This window comes from Nostocoides sp., from assembly GCF_037045025.1.
Classification (GTDB): Bacteria; Actinomycetota; Actinomycetes; order Actinomycetales; family Dermatophilaceae; genus Nostocoides_A.
The window spans coordinates 19,850-37,797 of sequence record NZ_JBAOHM010000003.1; the positions used below are offsets into that span (position 1 = coordinate 19,850).

Annotated in this window: 15 protein-coding genes and 1 tRNA gene; 10 read left to right on the forward strand and 6 right to left on the reverse strand. The window is 67.2% G+C overall.

From position 1 onward, the window contains the following. The first annotated feature begins 49 nt into the window (after positions 1-49). The 7 genes from V9G19_RS00210 to V9G19_RS00240 all read left to right on the forward strand — a co-directional run bounded on the left by V9G19_RS00210 (position 50) and on the right by V9G19_RS00240 (position 9,283). Positions 50-835 (forward strand): helix-turn-helix transcriptional regulator, encoded by a 786-nt coding sequence (locus V9G19_RS00210; RefSeq protein WP_462283489.1) that lies wholly within the window; start codon positions 50-52, stop codon positions 833-835. After that, complete coding sequence (locus tag V9G19_RS00215; protein ID WP_462283490.1) at positions 832-4,530, forward strand: nitrate reductase subunit alpha; 3,699 nt, start codon at positions 832-834, stop codon at positions 4,528-4,530. Before V9G19_RS00210 ends, V9G19_RS00215 begins: the two co-directional genes overlap by 4 nt. 29 nt (positions 4,531-4,559) lie before the next feature. Next, on the forward strand, positions 4,560-6,224 hold the full coding sequence (narH, locus tag V9G19_RS00220) for a nitrate reductase subunit beta (protein ID WP_462283491.1): 1,665 nt from the start codon (positions 4,560-4,562) through the stop codon (positions 6,222-6,224). Positions 6,225-6,226: 2 nt separating this feature from the next. Next, on the forward strand, positions 6,227-6,892 hold the full coding sequence (gene narJ, locus V9G19_RS00225; protein ID WP_462283492.1) for a nitrate reductase molybdenum cofactor assembly chaperone: 666 nt from the start codon (positions 6,227-6,229) through the stop codon (positions 6,890-6,892). Continuing rightward, complete coding sequence (gene narI / locus V9G19_RS00230; protein ID WP_462283493.1) at positions 6,889-7,644, forward strand: respiratory nitrate reductase subunit gamma; 756 nt, start codon at positions 6,889-6,891, stop codon at positions 7,642-7,644. The genes narJ and narI overlap by 4 nt, the downstream gene beginning before the upstream one ends. A 43-nt stretch (positions 7,645-7,687) precedes the next feature. Next, complete coding sequence (locus V9G19_RS00235; protein ID WP_462283494.1) at positions 7,688-8,137, forward strand: hemerythrin domain-containing protein; 450 nt, start codon at positions 7,688-7,690, stop codon at positions 8,135-8,137. A gap of 84 nt (positions 8,138-8,221) precedes the next feature. Then, on the forward strand, positions 8,222-9,283 hold the full coding sequence (locus tag V9G19_RS00240; protein WP_462283495.1) for a hypothetical protein: 1,062 nt from the start codon (positions 8,222-8,224) through the stop codon (positions 9,281-9,283). 20 nt (positions 9,284-9,303) lie between these two features. Here V9G19_RS00240 and V9G19_RS00245 read toward each other — a convergent pair whose 3' ends face one another. The 5 genes from V9G19_RS00245 to V9G19_RS00265 all read right to left on the reverse strand — a co-directional run bounded on the left by V9G19_RS00245 (position 9,304) and on the right by V9G19_RS00265 (position 14,991). Further along, positions 9,304-10,833 (reverse strand): metallophosphoesterase, encoded by a 1,530-nt coding sequence (locus V9G19_RS00245; protein ID WP_462283496.1) that lies wholly within the window; start codon positions 10,831-10,833, stop codon positions 9,304-9,306. Positions 10,834-11,007: 174 nt separating this feature from the next. Continuing rightward, entirely contained in the window at positions 11,008-12,255 is a 1,248-nt protein-coding gene (locus V9G19_RS00250; RefSeq protein WP_462283497.1) for a CoA transferase, read from the reverse strand. 191 nt (positions 12,256-12,446) lie between these two features. Continuing rightward, complete coding sequence (locus V9G19_RS00255) at positions 12,447-12,665, reverse strand: hypothetical protein (RefSeq protein WP_462283498.1); 219 nt, start codon at positions 12,663-12,665, stop codon at positions 12,447-12,449. Positions 12,666-12,780: 115 nt separating this feature from the next. Continuing rightward, entirely contained in the window at positions 12,781-13,941 is a 1,161-nt protein-coding gene (locus tag V9G19_RS00260; protein ID WP_462283499.1) for a sunset domain-containing protein, read from the reverse strand. Positions 13,942-14,145: 204 nt separating this feature from the next. Then, the gene (locus V9G19_RS00265; protein ID WP_462283500.1) at positions 14,146-14,991 is read right to left on the reverse strand and encodes a hypothetical protein; all 846 of its coding nucleotides are present in this window, start codon (positions 14,989-14,991) and stop codon (positions 14,146-14,148) included. Between the two features lie 142 nt (positions 14,992-15,133). Here V9G19_RS00265 and V9G19_RS00270 point away from each other — a divergent pair. The 3 genes from V9G19_RS00270 to V9G19_RS00280 all read left to right on the forward strand — a co-directional run bounded on the left by V9G19_RS00270 (position 15,134) and on the right by V9G19_RS00280 (position 16,361). Then, a tRNA-Lys gene (locus tag V9G19_RS00270) sits at positions 15,134-15,205 on the forward strand. 49 nt (positions 15,206-15,254) lie between these two features. Further along, on the forward strand, positions 15,255-15,704 hold the full coding sequence (locus V9G19_RS00275; RefSeq protein WP_462283501.1) for a TFIIB-type zinc ribbon-containing protein: 450 nt from the start codon (positions 15,255-15,257) through the stop codon (positions 15,702-15,704). An 18-nt stretch (positions 15,705-15,722) separates the two neighbouring features. After that, positions 15,723-16,361 carry a hypothetical protein gene (locus tag V9G19_RS00280; RefSeq protein WP_462283872.1) on the forward strand — a complete coding sequence of 213 codons (639 nt, stop codon included), beginning with the start codon at positions 15,723-15,725 and terminating at the stop codon, positions 16,359-16,361. A 279-nt stretch (positions 16,362-16,640) separates the two neighbouring features. Here the strand turns inward: V9G19_RS00280 and V9G19_RS00285 are convergent, their stop codons facing one another. After that, on the reverse strand, positions 16,641-17,900 hold the full coding sequence (locus V9G19_RS00285; protein WP_462283502.1) for a DUF445 domain-containing protein: 1,260 nt from the start codon (positions 17,898-17,900) through the stop codon (positions 16,641-16,643). Positions 17,901-17,948: the final 48 nt, after the last annotated feature.

Below are 17,948 nucleotides of genomic sequence, written 5' to 3' on the forward strand. Positions count from 1 at the left end.
GTTTCATTGGGGTCCAGAGACGATTCCTCCAAATCATGGGAACGGACGCATGGATGCCACGGACGAGCCGGTGGGCGCAGAACTACTCGCCTCGCCCGTGCGCCGGCGGATCGTCGACCTGCTCCACGCCTACGGCCGAGGTGACCCCGGCGAGCCCTCGGGGCTGACCGCCAGCCAACTCGCGGACATGCTCGATATGCACGTCACCAGCGTGCGTTTCCACCTCGATCAGCTCGTCACCGCCGGCATCGTCACCACCTGGGTCGCCCGCAGCGGGGCCGCCGGCCGGCCCCACAAAAGGTATGCCGTGGCGCCCGGCTCCCTCGATCTCGGCGAGCACCCGGAGGGCGCCTTTCGTGTCCTGGCGGAGTTGCTCACCCGGACCTTCACCCGCCACACCGAGACCGGTGAAAGCCTGACGCCGGAGCAGGCCGGGCAGGAGTGGGCCCGCACGCATGTCCACAACGGCGGTGGGTCACCCGCAGCGACATCCGGTCAATGGCTGAGCAAGATCGGCCAGATGGTCGATGTGCTGCGCGACTTCGGCTACACCCCCGAGGTCAGCACCTCCCGTGACGGGCGCACCGCCGAGATCACGATTGTTGACTGCCCGTTCCTGGAACTCGCTAGAACCCACCCGGCTGTCGTCTGCGGCATCCACCGCGGCTTGATCACCGGGACGCTGCAGCAGCTCGGCGAGACCGGCGCCCAAAGCAGTCTGGAGCCCTTCGTGCATCCCAACGTATGCCGGGCGCGCGTGTCCACATCCACCCCCTTCGAGGCGCGCGGTCCCCAGGCGCCGAATCCGAGCCGTCAGGAGAGCACTTCGTCATGACCGACACGACATCCCGCCAGGGGTTCGACGGGCCGCTCGCCGACGCACTCGTCGGGACCCGGCGATTCTTCACGCGGGCCGAGGTGTCCGCCGATAAGCGCACGCTGCATGCCATCGGGGGTCGACAGGGTGACTCCTTCTATCGTGACCGGTGGAGTCACGACAAGGTCGTCCGTTCCACCCACGGCGTCAACTGCACCGGGTCGTGCTCGTGGAAGGTCTATGTCAAGGACGGCATCATCACCTGGGAAGCGCAGCAGACGGACTATCCGTCAACCGGCGCGGACAAGCCGGAGTATGAACCGCGGGGGTGTCCTCGGGGTGCCGCGTTCAGTTGGTATACCTACTCTCCCAACCGGATTCGCTACCCCTATGTCCGTGGTGTGCTGCTGGAGATGTTCCGGGAGGCGCGTCAGCAGTATGGCGATCCCGTCCTCGCGTGGGCGTCGATCGTCCAGGACCCCGAGAAGGCCAAGCGCTACAAGAGCGCGCGCGGCAAGGGCGGCCTTGTCCGCTCCACGTGGGAAGAGGTCGTCGACATCGTCGCCGCCGCGCACGTCTACACGGTCAAGCGTTGGGGTCCGGACCGGATCGCCGGCTTCTCCCCGATCCCGGCGATGTCGCCGGTGTCCTACTCCTCGGGAGCGCGCTTCCTTGAACTCATCGGCGCCCCGATGCTCTCCTTCTATGACTGGTATGCCGATCTGCCCAACGCCTCCCCGCAGGTCTTCGGAGACCAGACCGACGTCCCGGAGTCGGGCGACTGGTGGGATGCCGGCTACCTGATCATGTGGGGCTCGAATGTTCCCCTAACCCGCACCCCGGACGCCCACTGGATGACCGAGGCGCGCTATCGCGGGCAAAAGGTCATCGCCGTCGCCCCCGACTACGCCGAGAACGTCAAGTTCGCCGACGAGTGGGTCACCTGCAACCCCGGTGAGGATGGCGCCCTGGCGATGGCCATGGGACATGTTGTCCTCAAAGAGTTTTTCGCGGACAAGCAGGTCGACTTCTTCGTCGACTACAACCGCCGGTTCACGGATCTTCCCTTCCTCATCGCGGTGGAGCCGGGCGAGGACGGCAGCTACACCGCGGGCAAGAATGTCGTCGCCGGTGACCTGGACATCCCGGAGAAGGACTCCGAGAACGCGATGTGGAAGCCGGTCGTCTTTGACGAGGCGACCGGAGCGATCGCGGTCCCCAACGGCTCGCTCGGCTTCCGCTACGGCGAGGACGGCTGGGGCAAGTGGAACCTCGACCTGGGCGAGATCACGCCCGCCCTGAGTCTGTATGCCGTGCGGGACGACACCGCGCTCGTCCGGTTCCCACGGTTCGACGCCGCCGACGGGCAGGTCGCCTATGAGACGCGCGGGGTGCCGGTCAAGCGCCTTGGCGATCGGCTGGTCACCACAGTCCTCGACCTGCTGTTCGCCCACTACGGCGTTGCGCGCGAGGGGCTCCCGGGCGTTTGGCCGACCGGCTACGACGACCCGAGCGTGCCCGCGACGCCCGCCTGGCAGGAGCGCTACACCTCCGTGCCCGCGCAACAGGTCGTCCGGCTGGCCCGCGAATGGGGCCAGAACGCCGTCGCCACCCAGGGTCGCGGCATGATCCTCATGGGCGCCGGGACGAATCACTGGTATCACTCCGACCAGATCTATCGGGCGATGTTGCTCCTGACGACGATCACCGGCTGTCAGGGCCGCAACGGCGGCGGCTGGGCGCATTATGTCGGCCAGGAGAAGATCCGCCCGATCATGGGCTTCCAGCACATGGCCTTCGCGCTGGACTGGCACCGCCCGCCGCGGCACATGAACCAGACGGCCTACTGGTATGTCAACACCAGCCAGTACCGCTACGATACGTTCAACGCCAACGAGATCGACTGCGGCACCGAGGTTTTCGCGGGCAAGAGCATCATCGACCTGCTCGCCCAGTCGGTGCGGCTGGGCTGGACGCCGAGCTACCCGACGTTCACCACGTCCAGCCTGACGCTCGCCGACGAGGCCGAGGCCGCCGGCTTGACACCACCGGAATATGTTGTCCAGCAACTGAAGTCGGGCAAGCTGAAGTTCGCCGTCGAGGACCCGGAGGCGGAGGAGAACCATCCGCGCATTCTCAGCCTGTGGCGTTCGAACCTCTTCGGCTCCAGCGCCAAGGGCAACGAGTACTTCTTGCGGCACCTCCTCGGCACCGACGACGGCGCGACCGCGGCCGAGGCGCCCGAGGGCAAGCGTCCGGCCACCGTGGCGTGGGCACCGGAGGCGGCCACCGGCAAGCTCGACCTGCTGACGACGCTCGACTTCCGGATGACGAGTTCGACGCTCTTCTCCGATGTCATCCTCCCGGCGGCGACCTGGTATGAGAAGCACGACCTCTCGACCACGGACATGCACCCCTTCGTCCACTCGTTCAACCCCGCCATCGCGCCCCCGTGGCAGTCGAAGTCGGACTGGGAGACCTGGAAGGCGATCGCCAAACGCTTCTCCGCGTTGGCCGCCGATCACCTGGGTGTCCGAAAGGATGTCGTCGCCAAGCCGCTGTGGCATGACACGCCGGAGGCGATGGCGACGGTCCACGGACGCGTCCTCGACTGGCGCACCGGCGACGTCGAGCCGGTTCCGGGCAAGACCATGCCGGTTCTCGTGGTCGCCGAACGCGACTACCCCGCGACCTACGAGAAGTTCACCTCCATCGGCCCGTTGATGGAGAACGTCGGCATGCTGACCAAGGGCGTGCCGTATGACGTGAAGCGCGAGGTCGAGATCCTGCGGCACCGCAACGGCACCGTGGCCAGTGGCGTCGGCGCGGGCCAGCCGAGGCTCGAGACCGACATCCACATGGCGGACGCGATCCTGCACCTGTCCGGGACGACCAACGGGCATCTGGCGACTCTGGGCTTCAAGAACGTCGAGAAGCGCACCGGCACCGAACTGCACGACCTGTCGGCCGAGCACGAGGGCAAGCAGATCACCTTCGCCGACACCCAGATCCAGCCGGTCCCGGTCATCACCTCACCGGAGTGGTCCGGTTCGGAGTCCGGTGGGCGGCGCTACAGCCCGTTCACGATCAACGTAGAGCGCGCTAAGCCCTTCCACACCCTGACCGGGCGGCAGCATTTCTATCTCGACCACGACTGGGTGCTCGGCATGGGTGAGTCCCTGCCGGTCTACCGGCCGCCGCTCAACATGACGATCCTTTTCGGGGAGAAACCGATCGGCGAGCAGAACAACGACGGCGTCTCGGTCCGCTATCTGACGCCGCACAACAAGTGGTCGATCCACAGCGAATACCAGGACAACCTCTTCATGCTCAGCCTCTCCCGCGGCGGGCAGACGATCTGGATGTCCGATGTCGATGCGGCCAAGGTCGGGATCAAGGACAACGACTGGGTCGAGGCGGTCAACCGCAATGGCGTCGTCGCCGCGCGCGCGGTGGTCAGCCACCGGATGCCCGAGGGGACCGTCTACATGCATCACGCCCAAGACCGCCTGATCGATGTCCCGCTGACCGAGCGCGACGGCAAACGCGGCGGCATCCACAACTCGCTGACCCGGATCATGATCAAGCCGAGCCACATCATCGGTGGGTATGCGCAGCTGGCCTACTTCTTCAACTACATCGGCCCGATCGGCTCCAACCGGGACGAGGTCACGATGATCCGCCGGCGCACCAACCAGCACGTCCAATACTGAAGGCACCCGAAGCGAAGGGAGAGAAAACAATGCGCGTGATGGCTCAGCTGGCAATGGTTATGAACCTCGACAAGTGCATCGGGTGCCACACCTGCTCGGTTACCTGCAAACAGGCCTGGACCAACCGCACCGGAACCGAATACGTCTGGTTCAACAACGTCGAGACCCGCCCCGGCCTCGGCTACCCGCGCCGCTACGAGGACCAGGAGGAGTGGCAAGGCGGCTGGATCCGCAAGCCCAACGGCCGGATTGCCCTGCGCGCCGGGGGCCGGTTGAAGAAGCTGTTCAACATCTTCTCCAACCCCAAGATGCCGAGCATCGAGGACTACTACGAGCCGTGGACCTACGACTACGAGACGCTGCTCAACTCACCGGCGACGAAGAACTTCCCGGTTGCCCAACCCTATTCGCTCATCAGCGGACGCAAGATGGCCGTGAACTGGTCGGCGAACTGGGACGACGACCTCGGCGGTGCGACCGAATACGGGCCCCACGACGTGATGCTCAAGGGCATCGAGGACAAGGTTACGTTCGAGTTCGAGCAGACCTTCATGTTCTACCTGCCCCGCATTTGCGAGCACTGCCTCAACCCCTCCTGCGCCGCGTCCTGCCCGAGCGGGGCGATCTACAAGCGCAGCGAGGATGGCATCGTCCTGGTCGACCAGGAGCGCTGCCGCGGCTGGCGGATGTGCATCAGCGGCTGCCCATACAAGAAGGTCTATTTCAACCACAAGACCGGCAAGGCCGAGAAGTGCACCTTCTGCTACCCGCGCGTCGAAGTCGGCATACCGACCGTCTGCAGCGAGACCTGCGTGGGCCGGCTGCGCTACATCGGGATCATGCTGTATGACGCGGATGCCGTGCTCGCCGCCGCCAGCGTCGAGAAGGACACCGATCTGTATGCTGCGCAACGGAATGTCTTCCTCGACCCGGAGGATCCGCAGGTGCGTGCGGCGGCCGAGCGCGCCGGCATACCGGGCGACTGGATCGAGGCGGCCCGGCGCTCGCCGGTCAAGCGGCTGATCCTCGACTACCAGGTGGCGCTGCCGCTGCATCCCGAATACCGCACGATGCCGATGGTGTGGTATATCCCGCCGTTGTCGCCGGTCGTCGACGTCGTCAAAGACACCGGTCACGACGCCGAGGATCAGGGCAACCTGTTCGCCGCCATCGACACCCTGCGCATCCCGGTCGAATACCTGGCCAACCTGTTCACCGCGGGCGACGTCGGACCGGTCAACGATGTGCTGAAGAAGCTTGCCGCCATGCGCGCGTTCATGCGGGACATCAACCTCGGGCGCGACCCCCAGGAGGAGATCCCTGCCGCCGTGGGCATGAGCGGCGAGCAGTTATACGAGATGTTCCGGCTGCTGGCGATCGCCAAGTATGCCGAACGCTACGTCATCCCCACCGCGCACGCGGAGCAGGCGCACGCCTTGGAGGAGTTGGCCACCGACTGCCCGGTCTCGGACCATGGCGGCGGCCAATCGGCGGCCTTTGGCGAAGGATCGGGTTCGCGCGCACTGACCCCGGTCGCCGTTGAGAATCTGCGGGTCCTGAAGGAGGCTCAGACCGCCGACTCGTTCGAGGCTCTCCCGAGCGAGAACCCCTTGCGCGGACGAGTCAATTTGCTGACCTGGGATGGCAAGGGCATGCCCGACGGAATGTTCCCCGACGGCGAGGGACGGGAGTGACGATGCTCTGGAGGCGTCATCGCGGCAGCCGGCCGTCGTTGCCCGGCAACCAGATCCGCACAACGTGGCAGCTTGCCTCGCTGTTGATCGACTATCCCACCGAGGATCTCGTATGCCGTGTGCCCGCCCTGCGCGCCGCGCTCGGGAACGTGCCGGAGCCGGCGCGTGGCCACCTATCGGCATACCTCGATCTGGTGGTCAGCACCCCGCTCGCCGCGCTGCAGGCGGACTATGTCGACACCTTCGACGTGACCCGCCGATGCGCCCTGCACCTGACCTACTACACCTACGGAGACACTCGCAAGCGAGGGGTTGAACTCGTGCGGGTCAAGCAGGCCTATCGTGGCGCCGGAGTCGAGGTGAGCGACGCGGAGTTGCCCGATCACCTCGCAGTCATTCTCGAGTTCGGCGCCCAGCACGATCTCGACATCGCCTGGAAGCTGCTGTGCGACAACCGTGTCGGCATCGAGCTCCTCCACCGAGCGTTGACCGATCGCTCGTCGCGTTGGCTGCCGGTGCTCGCCGCTCTCCGCGCCACGCTTCCTGTGCTCGACGGATCGGACGAGGAGGCGTTAGCTCGCCTCATCGCCGAGGGGCCACCGAGCGAGGACGTGGGTTTGGAGCCTTATGCACTCGGCCCGACGATTCCCGTGGGAGCGCACTCGTGAACCGTTTCCTGTTCGGCATCCTGCCCTACATCTGCCTGGCGGTATTCGTGGTCGGGCATATCTGGCGCTACCGATACGACAAGTTTGGGTGGACCACCCGCAGCAGCCAGCTCTACGAGGACCGGTTGTTGCGGATCGGCAGCCCGCTGTTCCACTTCGGGATGCTCGGCGTTGTTGGCGGGCACATCATCGGCCTGCTCATCCCGCAGTCGTGGACCGACAAGATCGGGCTGTCCCGGGAGGCCTATCACGTGCTTGCACTGGTGGGCGGCATACCCGCCGGGGTGATGGCCCTCGTTGGGCTGGCGATCCTCGTCTATCGTCGCCGCACGACCGGGCCGGTGTTCAGCGCGACGACCACCAATGACAAGGCGATGTATGTCGTTCTTGCAGCGGTGATCCTGCTCGGCATTTGGAATACGATCGCCGGTAGCTGGCTGGAGTTCGGTGGGCACTACAACTACCGCGACGGCGTCTCGCCGTGGTTCCGCAGCATCTTCGAGTTGCGGCCGGACACGGCCCTGATGGCGGCGTCGCCGGTCGGCTTCAAGCTGCACGGCGTCCTCGCCTTCCTTCTCTTTGCGATGTGGCCGTTCACCCGGTTGGTCCACGTCTTCAGCGCACCCGTCGGCTACCTCACCCGTCCCTACATCGTCTATCGCAGCCGCGATTCGCGGCCGGGCGGCATGGGCACCCGGGCGCCGCAACGCGGGTGGGACCGTCCGGCGCTGCAGGAGGATTCGCGACGATGACCGGATCAATGCAGGCTCCGGCCGAGCGCTCCGGCTGACCGCCATGTGTTCCTATTGCGGCTGCGACCAGATCACGATAATCGGCCGCTTCATGGCCGAGCACGTCGATGTCATCAACGCGCTGACGGCGCTGCGAGCGGCTTGTCACGCCGACGACAGGCCGGCAGTCGTGCCTGCAGTCGATGCGATGATCCACGTCCTCGACCCGCACACGCACGCCGAGGAAGTCGGCCTGTTCACGGTCATGCGGCGCGACCCGGTCTTCACCGATCACATCGCCAGCCTGTGCGCCGAGCACACCCAACTCGACGACGTGCTCGCCGAGATCCGTGGGGGTGCGCACGAGCGGTTCGACGCGTTCGAGCACGCGTTGCGGGTGCACATCGATCGCGAGGACAACGGACTATTCCCGGCCGCCGCGGTCGCCATGAGTGGCGCGGATTGGGACGAGATCGAGGAACTCACCCCTGCGCCAGGCTCGTTCCGGTCCTGATCGTCGCTGCCGAGGGTGGCAACTTATCCACAGGGGCGGGCGTTTCCGGGTGCGGTGACTGGCCACGACGGGCAGGCTGGCCGCATGACGCCTGTTCGTCTCCTCCTCACTTCCCTTCTCGTTGTCGCCGCGCCCGTTGCGGTCGGGTGCAGTTCGTCCGGGTCCGCCCCGGCGATAGCGGACTCCGCGAGCAAGCCGGGGACGGCCACCGCGCCAACGGACTCCACCACGTTGCCGACGCCGGCCGAGCCAGCCATGGCGCCCGCGATGTCGATCGCCGAGTTGGCGGCATACGAGAAGTTCTTTGCGACAACGGCCGGTGCGGCGATCAACGCCTCGATCCGCCCGCCCTATGACACGGCCGGTCTGCGCGACGTCTTCACGGGGGACTGGTGGGAGGGAACTCGGTTCAAGTCGGTGTACTACCGCACCGATCGGCTGAACGCGAAGGGTGGCCTGGTCCGCTACACGCTCACCAGCACGGGGCCGCTCTACTCATTGCCGCGATCTGCCGGCCGAAATGCGGCGATAGCCTTCATGCGCTTTCAGGGGAAGGGGAAGTCGGATGAGGGTGGCAACCGCCGCGACGGGCTGATCCTACTCGTGCAGAACCAGGGGTCGTCCACCTGGAAAGCGGCGTCCCTGATCGGGGTGCCTTATGTCGACCAACTCCCCGAGGCGGCGGGTGCCCCGCGGCCCCCAACCGACAGCGAGGAGACCCAGGCCAGATCATTCGTGGAGAGCGTGATCGACTACCTGGAGGACGGCACCGTGCCGAGTGATGCCAAGATGGGGCCCGAGCCATATGACTGGCGCCAGGCGATCAAGCGTGGGCTCTGGGATTCGGATAGCGACGTGGACGTCTCGCTGTTGGACACGGGTGTCGCCGGCGTCGGAGCGGGAGCGCCGATCACGATCGTCCCGGCCGCCGACGGTCTCATCGGCGTCGCCCAGTTGGTGCGCACCATGACCACGCCGATTTACGGGGGCATCCACGGCGAGGGCAACACCGACGTCCTCTACCGAAAACGCTTGGTGGACGGGAGAATCCGCACTCGCGACGGCCTGTCCATCGCCTTCACCATCCGCGACGGCGGCGAGCCTGCCGTGATTGGCGGCGACCTCGGCCTCTTCCTGCCCAAGTGAACCCGCCGACGTCGGTGTGCCTACGGGAAGCTCATTCCGCCGACCGTGCTCGGCGCGACCACAGTCTGGCCGGTGTAGGGCGCGACCACCTTGGTCGTGATCGTGCCGCTGAGGACGTCGAACTCGACCAGGCGCACCGGGTTGGTTGTGGCGGAGTGGAAGGTGCCGAGGTAGGAGACGATCTTGTTGCCGTGGACGCCGGTGTCGGTGCGCTGCGCCGATGAGCCGACGTGGCCGGAGAAGACCGCCTTGATGTTCGGGTAGAGCTTGATCAGGTTGTCGAAGACGTACTGCGGGGTGTTCGCGCCGTATCCGCCGTTGTCCTGCGAGATGGCGCCGGTGCTGGTCAGGTAGCTGTGCGTCTGCACCAGGACGTTGGTGTCGGGGTGGGCGGCGACGACGTCCCGGGCCCAGGCGACGACCTCGGTGCGCGGCCACAACTCCAGGGTCAGGACCATCCAGTTGCGGCCGGCCGCGGTGAAGGTCGAATAGATGTTGTCGACCTTCCCGTCCTCGAACGCTCCGGTGACCGAGGTGTAGCGGCCGGCGGTGAAGACGGCGTTGTATTCCTCGGTATGCCGCACGAGCAGCAGGGTGTTGCACTCGGCCGGGCTGAACCGCTCGACACACTCCGGATTGTTCACATAGGCCGAGCCGCCATAGCCACGCGAGCCCGGGACGCCGTCATGGCCGACGGCCCGGGTGTCGTGGTTGCCGAGGGCCCAGGCATACGGCATACCGGCCTGATCGAGGACCGCGGCCGCCTGGGAGGCGATCGCGAACTGGCTCGGCACGAGCCAGCCCCAGTTGACGACGTCGCCGGTGTGGCCGACGAAGCGCAGGTCAAGGGGGCCGCGGTTGTCGACCAGCCACTGGGTGCGCTGCGGGAATCGCGTGTCGGTGCCGAAGACCTCCTGCTGGCTGTCGGGGATGACGGCGATCGAGAACCGGCCGTCGGCGTCGGGGTCGTCGCTTGGCGGGGTTACCGCCGCGGCGTAGTAGGCGATCCCCTGGTAACTCCAGCCGGCAGCCACCAATTGGTCGCGGGCCGCGGCGGTCACGACCTGGCGGGTCTTGGTGCCCTTGGCGTAGGTGTGCACCGCGACCCCGCAGCCGCGGGCGGCGTCGAGGGCGAAGAAGCGTTTGCCCTGGTCGCGATAGCCCTTGGCGACCCACGTCGGCACGAACTTGGCCCGGACCGTGTGGTAGTCGCCGGTCGTGGGGTTGAACATCCGATGGATGCGCACCATCGTCCCCGAGCGGGTGGCCGCGGCCCGGAAGACGGTCCCGTTGTCGACGGTGAACCCCTTGGTCGCCGCGAAGGTGTCCGCCTCGGCACGGGACGGGGTGAGAAGCGAGGCCGCGCTGGTGGGGTTGACGACCTGATGGACCGGCTGGGTCAGCGGGTCACACGCGGTGCTCGCTCCCGCTGGTTGGGCGGCGGCCGCCGGGACGGTGACGGCGGCCGCGGCGAGGAGGGCGAGGACACGCCGGCGTCCGGACTGGGAGGGCGCGAGGACCACGGAGAACGTGGGGACAATTGCGGGCACGGGGCACTCCTTGGCGTTTCCCGCATCGTAGGCGGCCCTGGGGCCGATCGGGCCGCAACGAACATGTGCTCCCTCGCTGCTACGTCACTGCTTCCAATTTGGAAGCAGTGGGTAGTCACTGCTTCCGAATTGGAAGCAGTGACGTAGCTCGAGCGGTCGCATCTCCCTCAAAGATCAATCGACCGCGGTGTTGTATGCCGATCGCTCCGGCCCGGCGACCACGCCGTCGTCGTGCAGTCGGCCGACCTCGGCGCTGTCCAAGCCGAGCAGGTCGAGCAGGATCTCGTCGGTGTGCTCACCGAGCATCGGCGCCCGGTGGGCGGGCTCGGGATCCTGGCCACTGAAGTTCAGCGGCAGCCCCGGCATCAGGTAGCTGCCGATACCCGGCTGCTCGATCAGGTGGAACATCGGGTTGTCGCTCGAGCAGTCCGGGTCGTGCTCGACGACCTCGCGGACGGTTCGATAGGGCGCCCAGGTGACGCCGGAGCGTTCAAAGAGCGTCCGCACCTCGGCCAGCAGCTTGGTCGCGAACCACGGCTCGAACACCCGGGCGATCTCCCGTCGTGCCCGGAACCGGTCGCCCTCCTTATCGAAGTCCAGGCGAAGCCGCTTAGCGAGAACCGCCAGTTCCTCGGCCAACTCGGTCACCTCCACGAGGTTCTTCCACTGGCTGCGCGTCAGCGCCACAACCATCAGCCGCTTGCCGTCGAGGGTGCCGAAGTCCCGGCCGAAAGCGCCATACAGATAATTGCCGTCCTTGGGCCGGTCGGCGTCGTTGATCTGCACCTCGGCGATCTTGCCGAGATGCCCGAGCATGGCGAGTGCGACATCCTTGAGTGCGAGTTGCACCAACTGCCCCTCACCGGTGCGGCGGCGGTGGCGCTCGGCGGTCAACAACCCGATCACCGACATCTGTCCCGCGATGCAATCCCACGCCGGGAGCAGATGGTTGACCGGCCGGTGGAAGTCGGTGGGACCGGTGACAAAGGGCAGCCCGGTCTGTGGGTTGACCGTGTAGTCGACCTCGGAGCCGCCGTCGCGGCGGCCTTGCAGGTTGACCATGACCAGGTCGGCGCGCTGAGCACGCAGCCGGTTGTAATCCAGCCAGCCGCGGGCGGGGAAGTTGGTCATGAACAGCCCGTTGTCCTCGCCCGGTGCGGTGATCAGCGCGGTGAGGAGTTCCTGAGCCCGCGGGTTGCGCAAGTCGACCGCGATCGAGCGCTTCCCCTTGTTGAACCCATGCCAAAAGAGGCTGTGTTGTCCGTCCAAGGTGATCGGCCACCGCGTGTAGTCCAAGCCGCCCCCGATCGGGTCGAAGCGGATGACGTCGGCACCCATCTGGGCAAGCGTCATCCCCGCCAGGGGCATGGCCACGAACGCCGACCCCTCCACTACGCGCATACCAGCCAGCATCTCGGTCATGGGCACCCCTCGGTTCGACGCCCTCCCAGCGTGGTGCCGACAGGGGTGGCCGCACAAGGCCGGGCGGCGCGTCGGCGACGTGGCGTTGCTCTCGTGCTCGTCGACGCGGGCCCCCTGAACAGGGGGCCTCCCGGAAACGCCAGGGGGCCGGATCCCGTCACGGATCCGGCCCCAGCGGTCAGGCGCGGCAGCTATTCGAGGGTGTCGACCTCGGCCTTGATCGCCTCAACGTGGCCGGCGGGAAGCATCGCTGCCGCCATGGCGATGGCCTGGGTGGCCGACATCGGCTTGACCATCTCCAGCATCGGGTTGGCGGTGATTCCCGGGGAATGCTTCTCGAAGATCGCGACGACCTCCGGGTCCTCCAGCAAGGTCGCGAGCGTCGTCGTGTCGGGGTCATAGCGCGGCATGGATTAGGTTCTCCTCACTACCAGTCAGTAACTCGGGGCAACTCTAATCGCGCGGCGCGCCCGCCGAGAGCACCGGGGCACGTGGCATCCCTCACCACGCCACCCCAGACGCAGGTCACCCGTCGCCGCGGCGGAAACCGGCCCGCTGCGCGGTCTCCTCATCGATGAACCACACGTCAGGAGTCGTTGCCGCATACCAGTCGGACCCCGGCACCTGATAGACGCCGTAGGCGAGAACACCCTTGATCGGGTGGCCGAGCGGCATACAGCCATCGTCATTGGGCGCGGCCGAGCCGACGCCCCAACCGCCGTCCCAGACGGCGTGGTCATGGGGCTCGTCGGCGTCCCCTTGGGGTGGGTCGGCGTCCCCACGGGACTGGTCGGCGCCGCTCTCGGTGTTCTCCGGCCGCTGCCAGTCGGGGGCGCCCGGTCCTTCACCCTCGGGGATCTCGCTCACCGACTCACCTTGCGCGCCGATCGCGCTGCGGTTCTCCTCGGCGTTGGGTGCCGACTCTTCCGTGCCCGTGTCCTCGTCGCCGTCGGTGCCTTCCACGCCGTCCCAATGAACGTTGATCTGCTCCTCCGCCGCCGGCGGCTCATCGTTATCCACCAAGTCGTATGCCGCAGGCTGCGCCAGCCCGCCCGCACTCATCGCCGCTCCCGCGCGCTCGGCTTCGAGCCGGCCGGGGTCGGCGAGGTCATCACGACCCGCGACCTGCTCGGCCCGGTCTACGTTGACGGGAGCGACCTGCTCGTCGTGGACGAGGTTGGCGGAACTCGTCTCGACGTCCTCGGCGTCGAGCACGGCCTCGCCGTCAAGGACGGGCTCGGCTCGACCAGCCTCATCCTCGGCGGATCCTTCCACCCCGTCCCAATGGACGATGACCTGTTCCTCCGTTGCCACGGCCGATTCCCCATCCGCGCTGGCGATGGCGCCCGAGCGCTCGGCTTCCAATCGGCCTAGGTCGCTCAGGTCGTCGCGACCGGGGACCAACTCGGGTCGGTCGACCTCGCCGGGGTCGGCATCGGGAGGCTCGACGTCGCCAAGGTCGGCGTCGGGGCGCCTCGGTGCCGCCACGTCTGCTGGAGCAGCTGTCGGGACCGCGCCGGGTTCCACGGCCGGACCAACCGGGACGTCGCCGCCCCCGGGCACGCGCGCAGTCGCGGGACTCGCGACATCCAGGTCGTCCTCACGGCGCGAATTCCGCAGCAACCACCAGACCACGCCCAGGAAGACGACGCCCAAGATCAGCAACACCCAGTTCCGGCCGCTCATTTTTCCTCCTGACTGGCCGCCGCGCGGACGACGGCGCACCGGGCGAGAGTATCGAGGTGACTTCCACCACGTCATACCGCAAAACCCTATGCCTGATGGGGCCGGGGCAACGGGCCAGTCCCCGGCGACTTGCCGAATGCCGGGCGGGCCAGGCCCCTCCCCGGCAGTGGAGGACCTGGCCCGTCGCACTGGTGCAGCCGCCGCTCAGTAGCGCATATAGCGAACGGAGACGACCTTGGTCTGGCCGGGGGCAATCGAACCGATCGGGAATCCGATCGTGTCCCCGTAGTCCCCTCGCGAGATGAAGTTCGCGTCGAGAGGAGCGGACGCGGGGTCACAACCGGTCGGCAGGATGTCCGCGGTGACGCGGGTATACCAGTTGCCGGTCTGTTTCAGGACCGCCAGCATGATCCCGTGCGACTCCTTCCCGCTCGGCGCCTCTGCCGGGTCGTGGAACGCGGAGACGGTTGCCCGGGTGCGGCTGTGGTTGCTGACAAACCCCGCCCAGCCTTGCGCCCCACCGGTGTCGATATCGAAGTCGACCTGACGGCGCAGCACCACGCCGGTCAACTGCGAACTGGACACGTTCTTCACGGACATTTGCACGACGAATGTCGTCGGCGACCCGGTGAACAGCTGGAAGGTCTGCGTCAACTGAACCCGGTTGTCGCTCGTGCGTCGCACAATGGCGTTGCTCGACGTCGTGGGCGTGCCGAATCCGGATGAGGATGTGCCGGTGTCCCAGGCGTTGACGCCGTTGTAGCAGAGCACATAGCCCTCGCTGTAGGCTCCGACGCCGATGTGCTCGTAGAAGGCGCCGGCCGCGGTCGGCGAGGCATAGCCGGTGATGTTCCCGCCGGTGGAGACGACGATCTTGGTGCCCCGGGATGTGGCGGTCGTGAACGTCTTCCAGGTCGGATTGACGATCTTGGCCGAGTCCGAGGCGCCCTGCTGCGGCTTGGGCGTCGGCTGGCTCCCGGCTGTCACAGCGACCGGGACGAGCGCCCCCACCATCAGGGCTGCCGTGGCGATGGACTTCTCAACACGCATTTCTGACTACTCCCTTCGTGCACTCAGTTGCTGGCCGACCCGGTGATCGGGCACGCCGTCTTGGACCCTAGCCACCCACGCTGTCCTGGCCAGGGGCCACGATGTCGGCGCAATCGGGCCATCCGGATACCCTTTGCACGCGGGGCCTCTAGCTCAATGGCAGAGCTGCGGACTTTTAATCCGTAGGTTGTGGGTTCGAGTCCCACGGGGCCCACCGACGACCGCGATGGAACGCCCTGGGCCGGCTGCTACGTTGATCGGCCATGAACGCTTCGCTGACCTGTCCCAAGTGTGGGGCTCCCATGCGCACCTACGAGCGCAACCGTGTGCACGTCGACCAGTGCACAGGATGCGGTGGCCTCTTCCTCGACCGCGGGGAACTCGAAGCGCTGGTGGCGGCCGAGAACGCCTGGCACGGCCCCCAGCAAGGCCAGTCGGGGCCCGGCATCCAGGACCAAGGCGCTCCGCCACGACCCGCTCCCGGCCCGCAGCCCTACAGCGGGCAGCCGCAGCCCTATGCCCAGCAGCCCGGCTACCCGCAACAGCAACCCGGATACGCCCCGCAGCCCGGCTATGGGCAGCCGCCGGTCCAGCCCTACGGCGCCGCCCCCTACTACGCCCACTCCAAGGCGCCCCGCTATTCGCACAGCAAGGGCTACGGCTACGGTCACAAACGCAAGCGCAGCTTCCTGTCGGAACTGTTCGACGACTGACACACTGACTGCGTGAGTATGCCGCCGGGCCGAGACCGGCCCCGCCGTCCGGCTCGGCTGAGCCTGGAGGAGATGACCAAACACGCCGGGACCACGCCGGGCCCGGCCGAGGTCACCGAGGTGGCCCACCAAAGCGCGGCGGTCGTCCTCGGCGTCGGCCGGGATGCCGCCGATCCCGAGATCACCGCGCGGCTGGTCGGGCTGGTCGACGAGCTCGGCCTCGACACGATCGCCGAGCTGTGGTCGGTCATGCCGGCGCGCACCCTCCCCGGGGCACTATGGCGGCTTTATGCCCTGCGGGAGTGGGTCACCCGATCCCCGGCGCAGGCGAGCCGGGAGTATGCCGCGGGCATGCGGCATACCCATCTCAATCATGTCGTCGCCGGGGCGGCCGAGCCGCCCGGCCCCAAGGAGTTGCGCGACCTCGTTGACGACATCCTGCGGCGGGTTTATCGCGGCGACCTCGCGGTCGCGCTCGAGCGCGCGGGGGCGTTCTGCCGGGTCGTCTCGGCCGGCCGCGCCGAACTCGCCAACGACACCGACGTGGACGATCCCGAGCGGGGTCGCGCCGAGACCCTGCAGGCGGCCACGCTGTTGGGTACCGCCGACGACCTCGACGGCGCCGCGGCGGATTGGCGCCGAGGAAGCTTGATTTGAGGCGCCGGGAGCGATCCCGCGCCGATTGAGCGCAAGGGCCATCGGTGGGTTAGCCTTGCGGATGCGTCGGGCCGCGGCAGCCCCGGGTCCCAACTCATAGCCGCTACGAGCGGCCACGCGCCGTGAGGCGCTCCCGGCCCGACGCGACTATTACTTTTGCGGAGTTCTCCTCCTCGCCTCGGCGGCCCGCCTCCTTCGTCGCCGAACCGTCTCGCCGCATTGTCGACTCCGCGGTTATCACATTTGCGGAGTTCTCCTCCTCGCCTCGGCGAAGTCAGATCAGAGCAGTTGCCCGATCGCGTGGATGATCACGCCGGCCAACGCCCCGACGATCGTGCCGTTGATCCGGATGAACTGCAGATCGCGGCCGACGAACAGTTCGATGCGCCGCGAGGCCTCGTCGGCGTCCCAGCGGTCGACGGTGTGCGAGATGACCGTGGCGAGTTCATCGCCATACGTGTTGACGAAGAACGCGACGATGTCGGCGAGGTGGCCCTCGAGGCGGGCACGAACCTCGTCGTCAGTGGTGAGCGTATTGGCGATCTCCACGAGCCAGGCATCGCCCCGCTCCCACACCGAGCTATCCGGGTCCTCGAGGGCGCCGAGGAGCGATGTGCGCACCGACGACCAGAGCGACGAGACGGTGGTGCCGACCTGCGGGTGGGTCAGCACGCGCTCCTTGAGGGCCTCGGCCCGGGCCTGCACCTCCGGATTGTCGTGGAGGTCCTGGGCCAGGGTCGTTAGCAGGCCGTCCAGGGCAAGGCGGGCACGGTGGTTGGGGTCGGCGCGCATGTCCCGGACCCAGGCGACGGCTTGGTTGTAGGTCCAGTTGATGACCCGCTCGTCTACCCACGGCGGCGTCCACCACGGGACGCGCTCGTTCATCAGGGTCGAGAAGACCTGCGGGTTGGCGACCAGCCAGTCGTGCAACTCGCTCAGGCCGAGGTCGACCAGCCCATGATGGGCGCCGTCCTCGACGATCCCGGCGAGGAAGCGCCCGGCGATCGGGCTGACCGGCTCCTTGATCAGGCGCGGCAAGAAGACCTGCTCGACGAACTCCCGCACGTCCTCATCCCGCATCCGGGTCAAGGCGGCGGTCGCGATCCGCGCGCCTTCGGTGAGCGTGCGCTGCCGGTGTTCCGGCTCGCCCAGCCAGGCGCCGAGGCGCAGTCCGACATTGGCTGCGGCCAGGCGTTCGCGGGCGATCTCCTCGGTGAGGAAGTTGTCGCCGACGAATTCTTCGAGGCTGCGCCCGAGTTCGTCCTTTCGCTTCTTGACCAGCGCCGTATGCGGGATCGGCACGCCGAGCGGATGCTTGAACAGCGCCGTCACCGCGAACCAGTCGGCGAGCGCGCCGACCATGGCCGCCTCGCTGGCCGTATGGACGTAGCCCCAGGCGCCGTCCTGGTGACCATTGGTCAGCAGGAAAATGACGAAGGCAATGCCGAGCAGCGAGGTCGCGACGATTCGCATTTGCCGCAGCCCGGCCCGGCGGGCCTCGTCCGCCGCTGACGGCTCCAAGAAACTCACGCTCGTCATCCTCTCCAACAAACCCGTGCTCGTATGCCGCAGGGTCGCGCGACGATG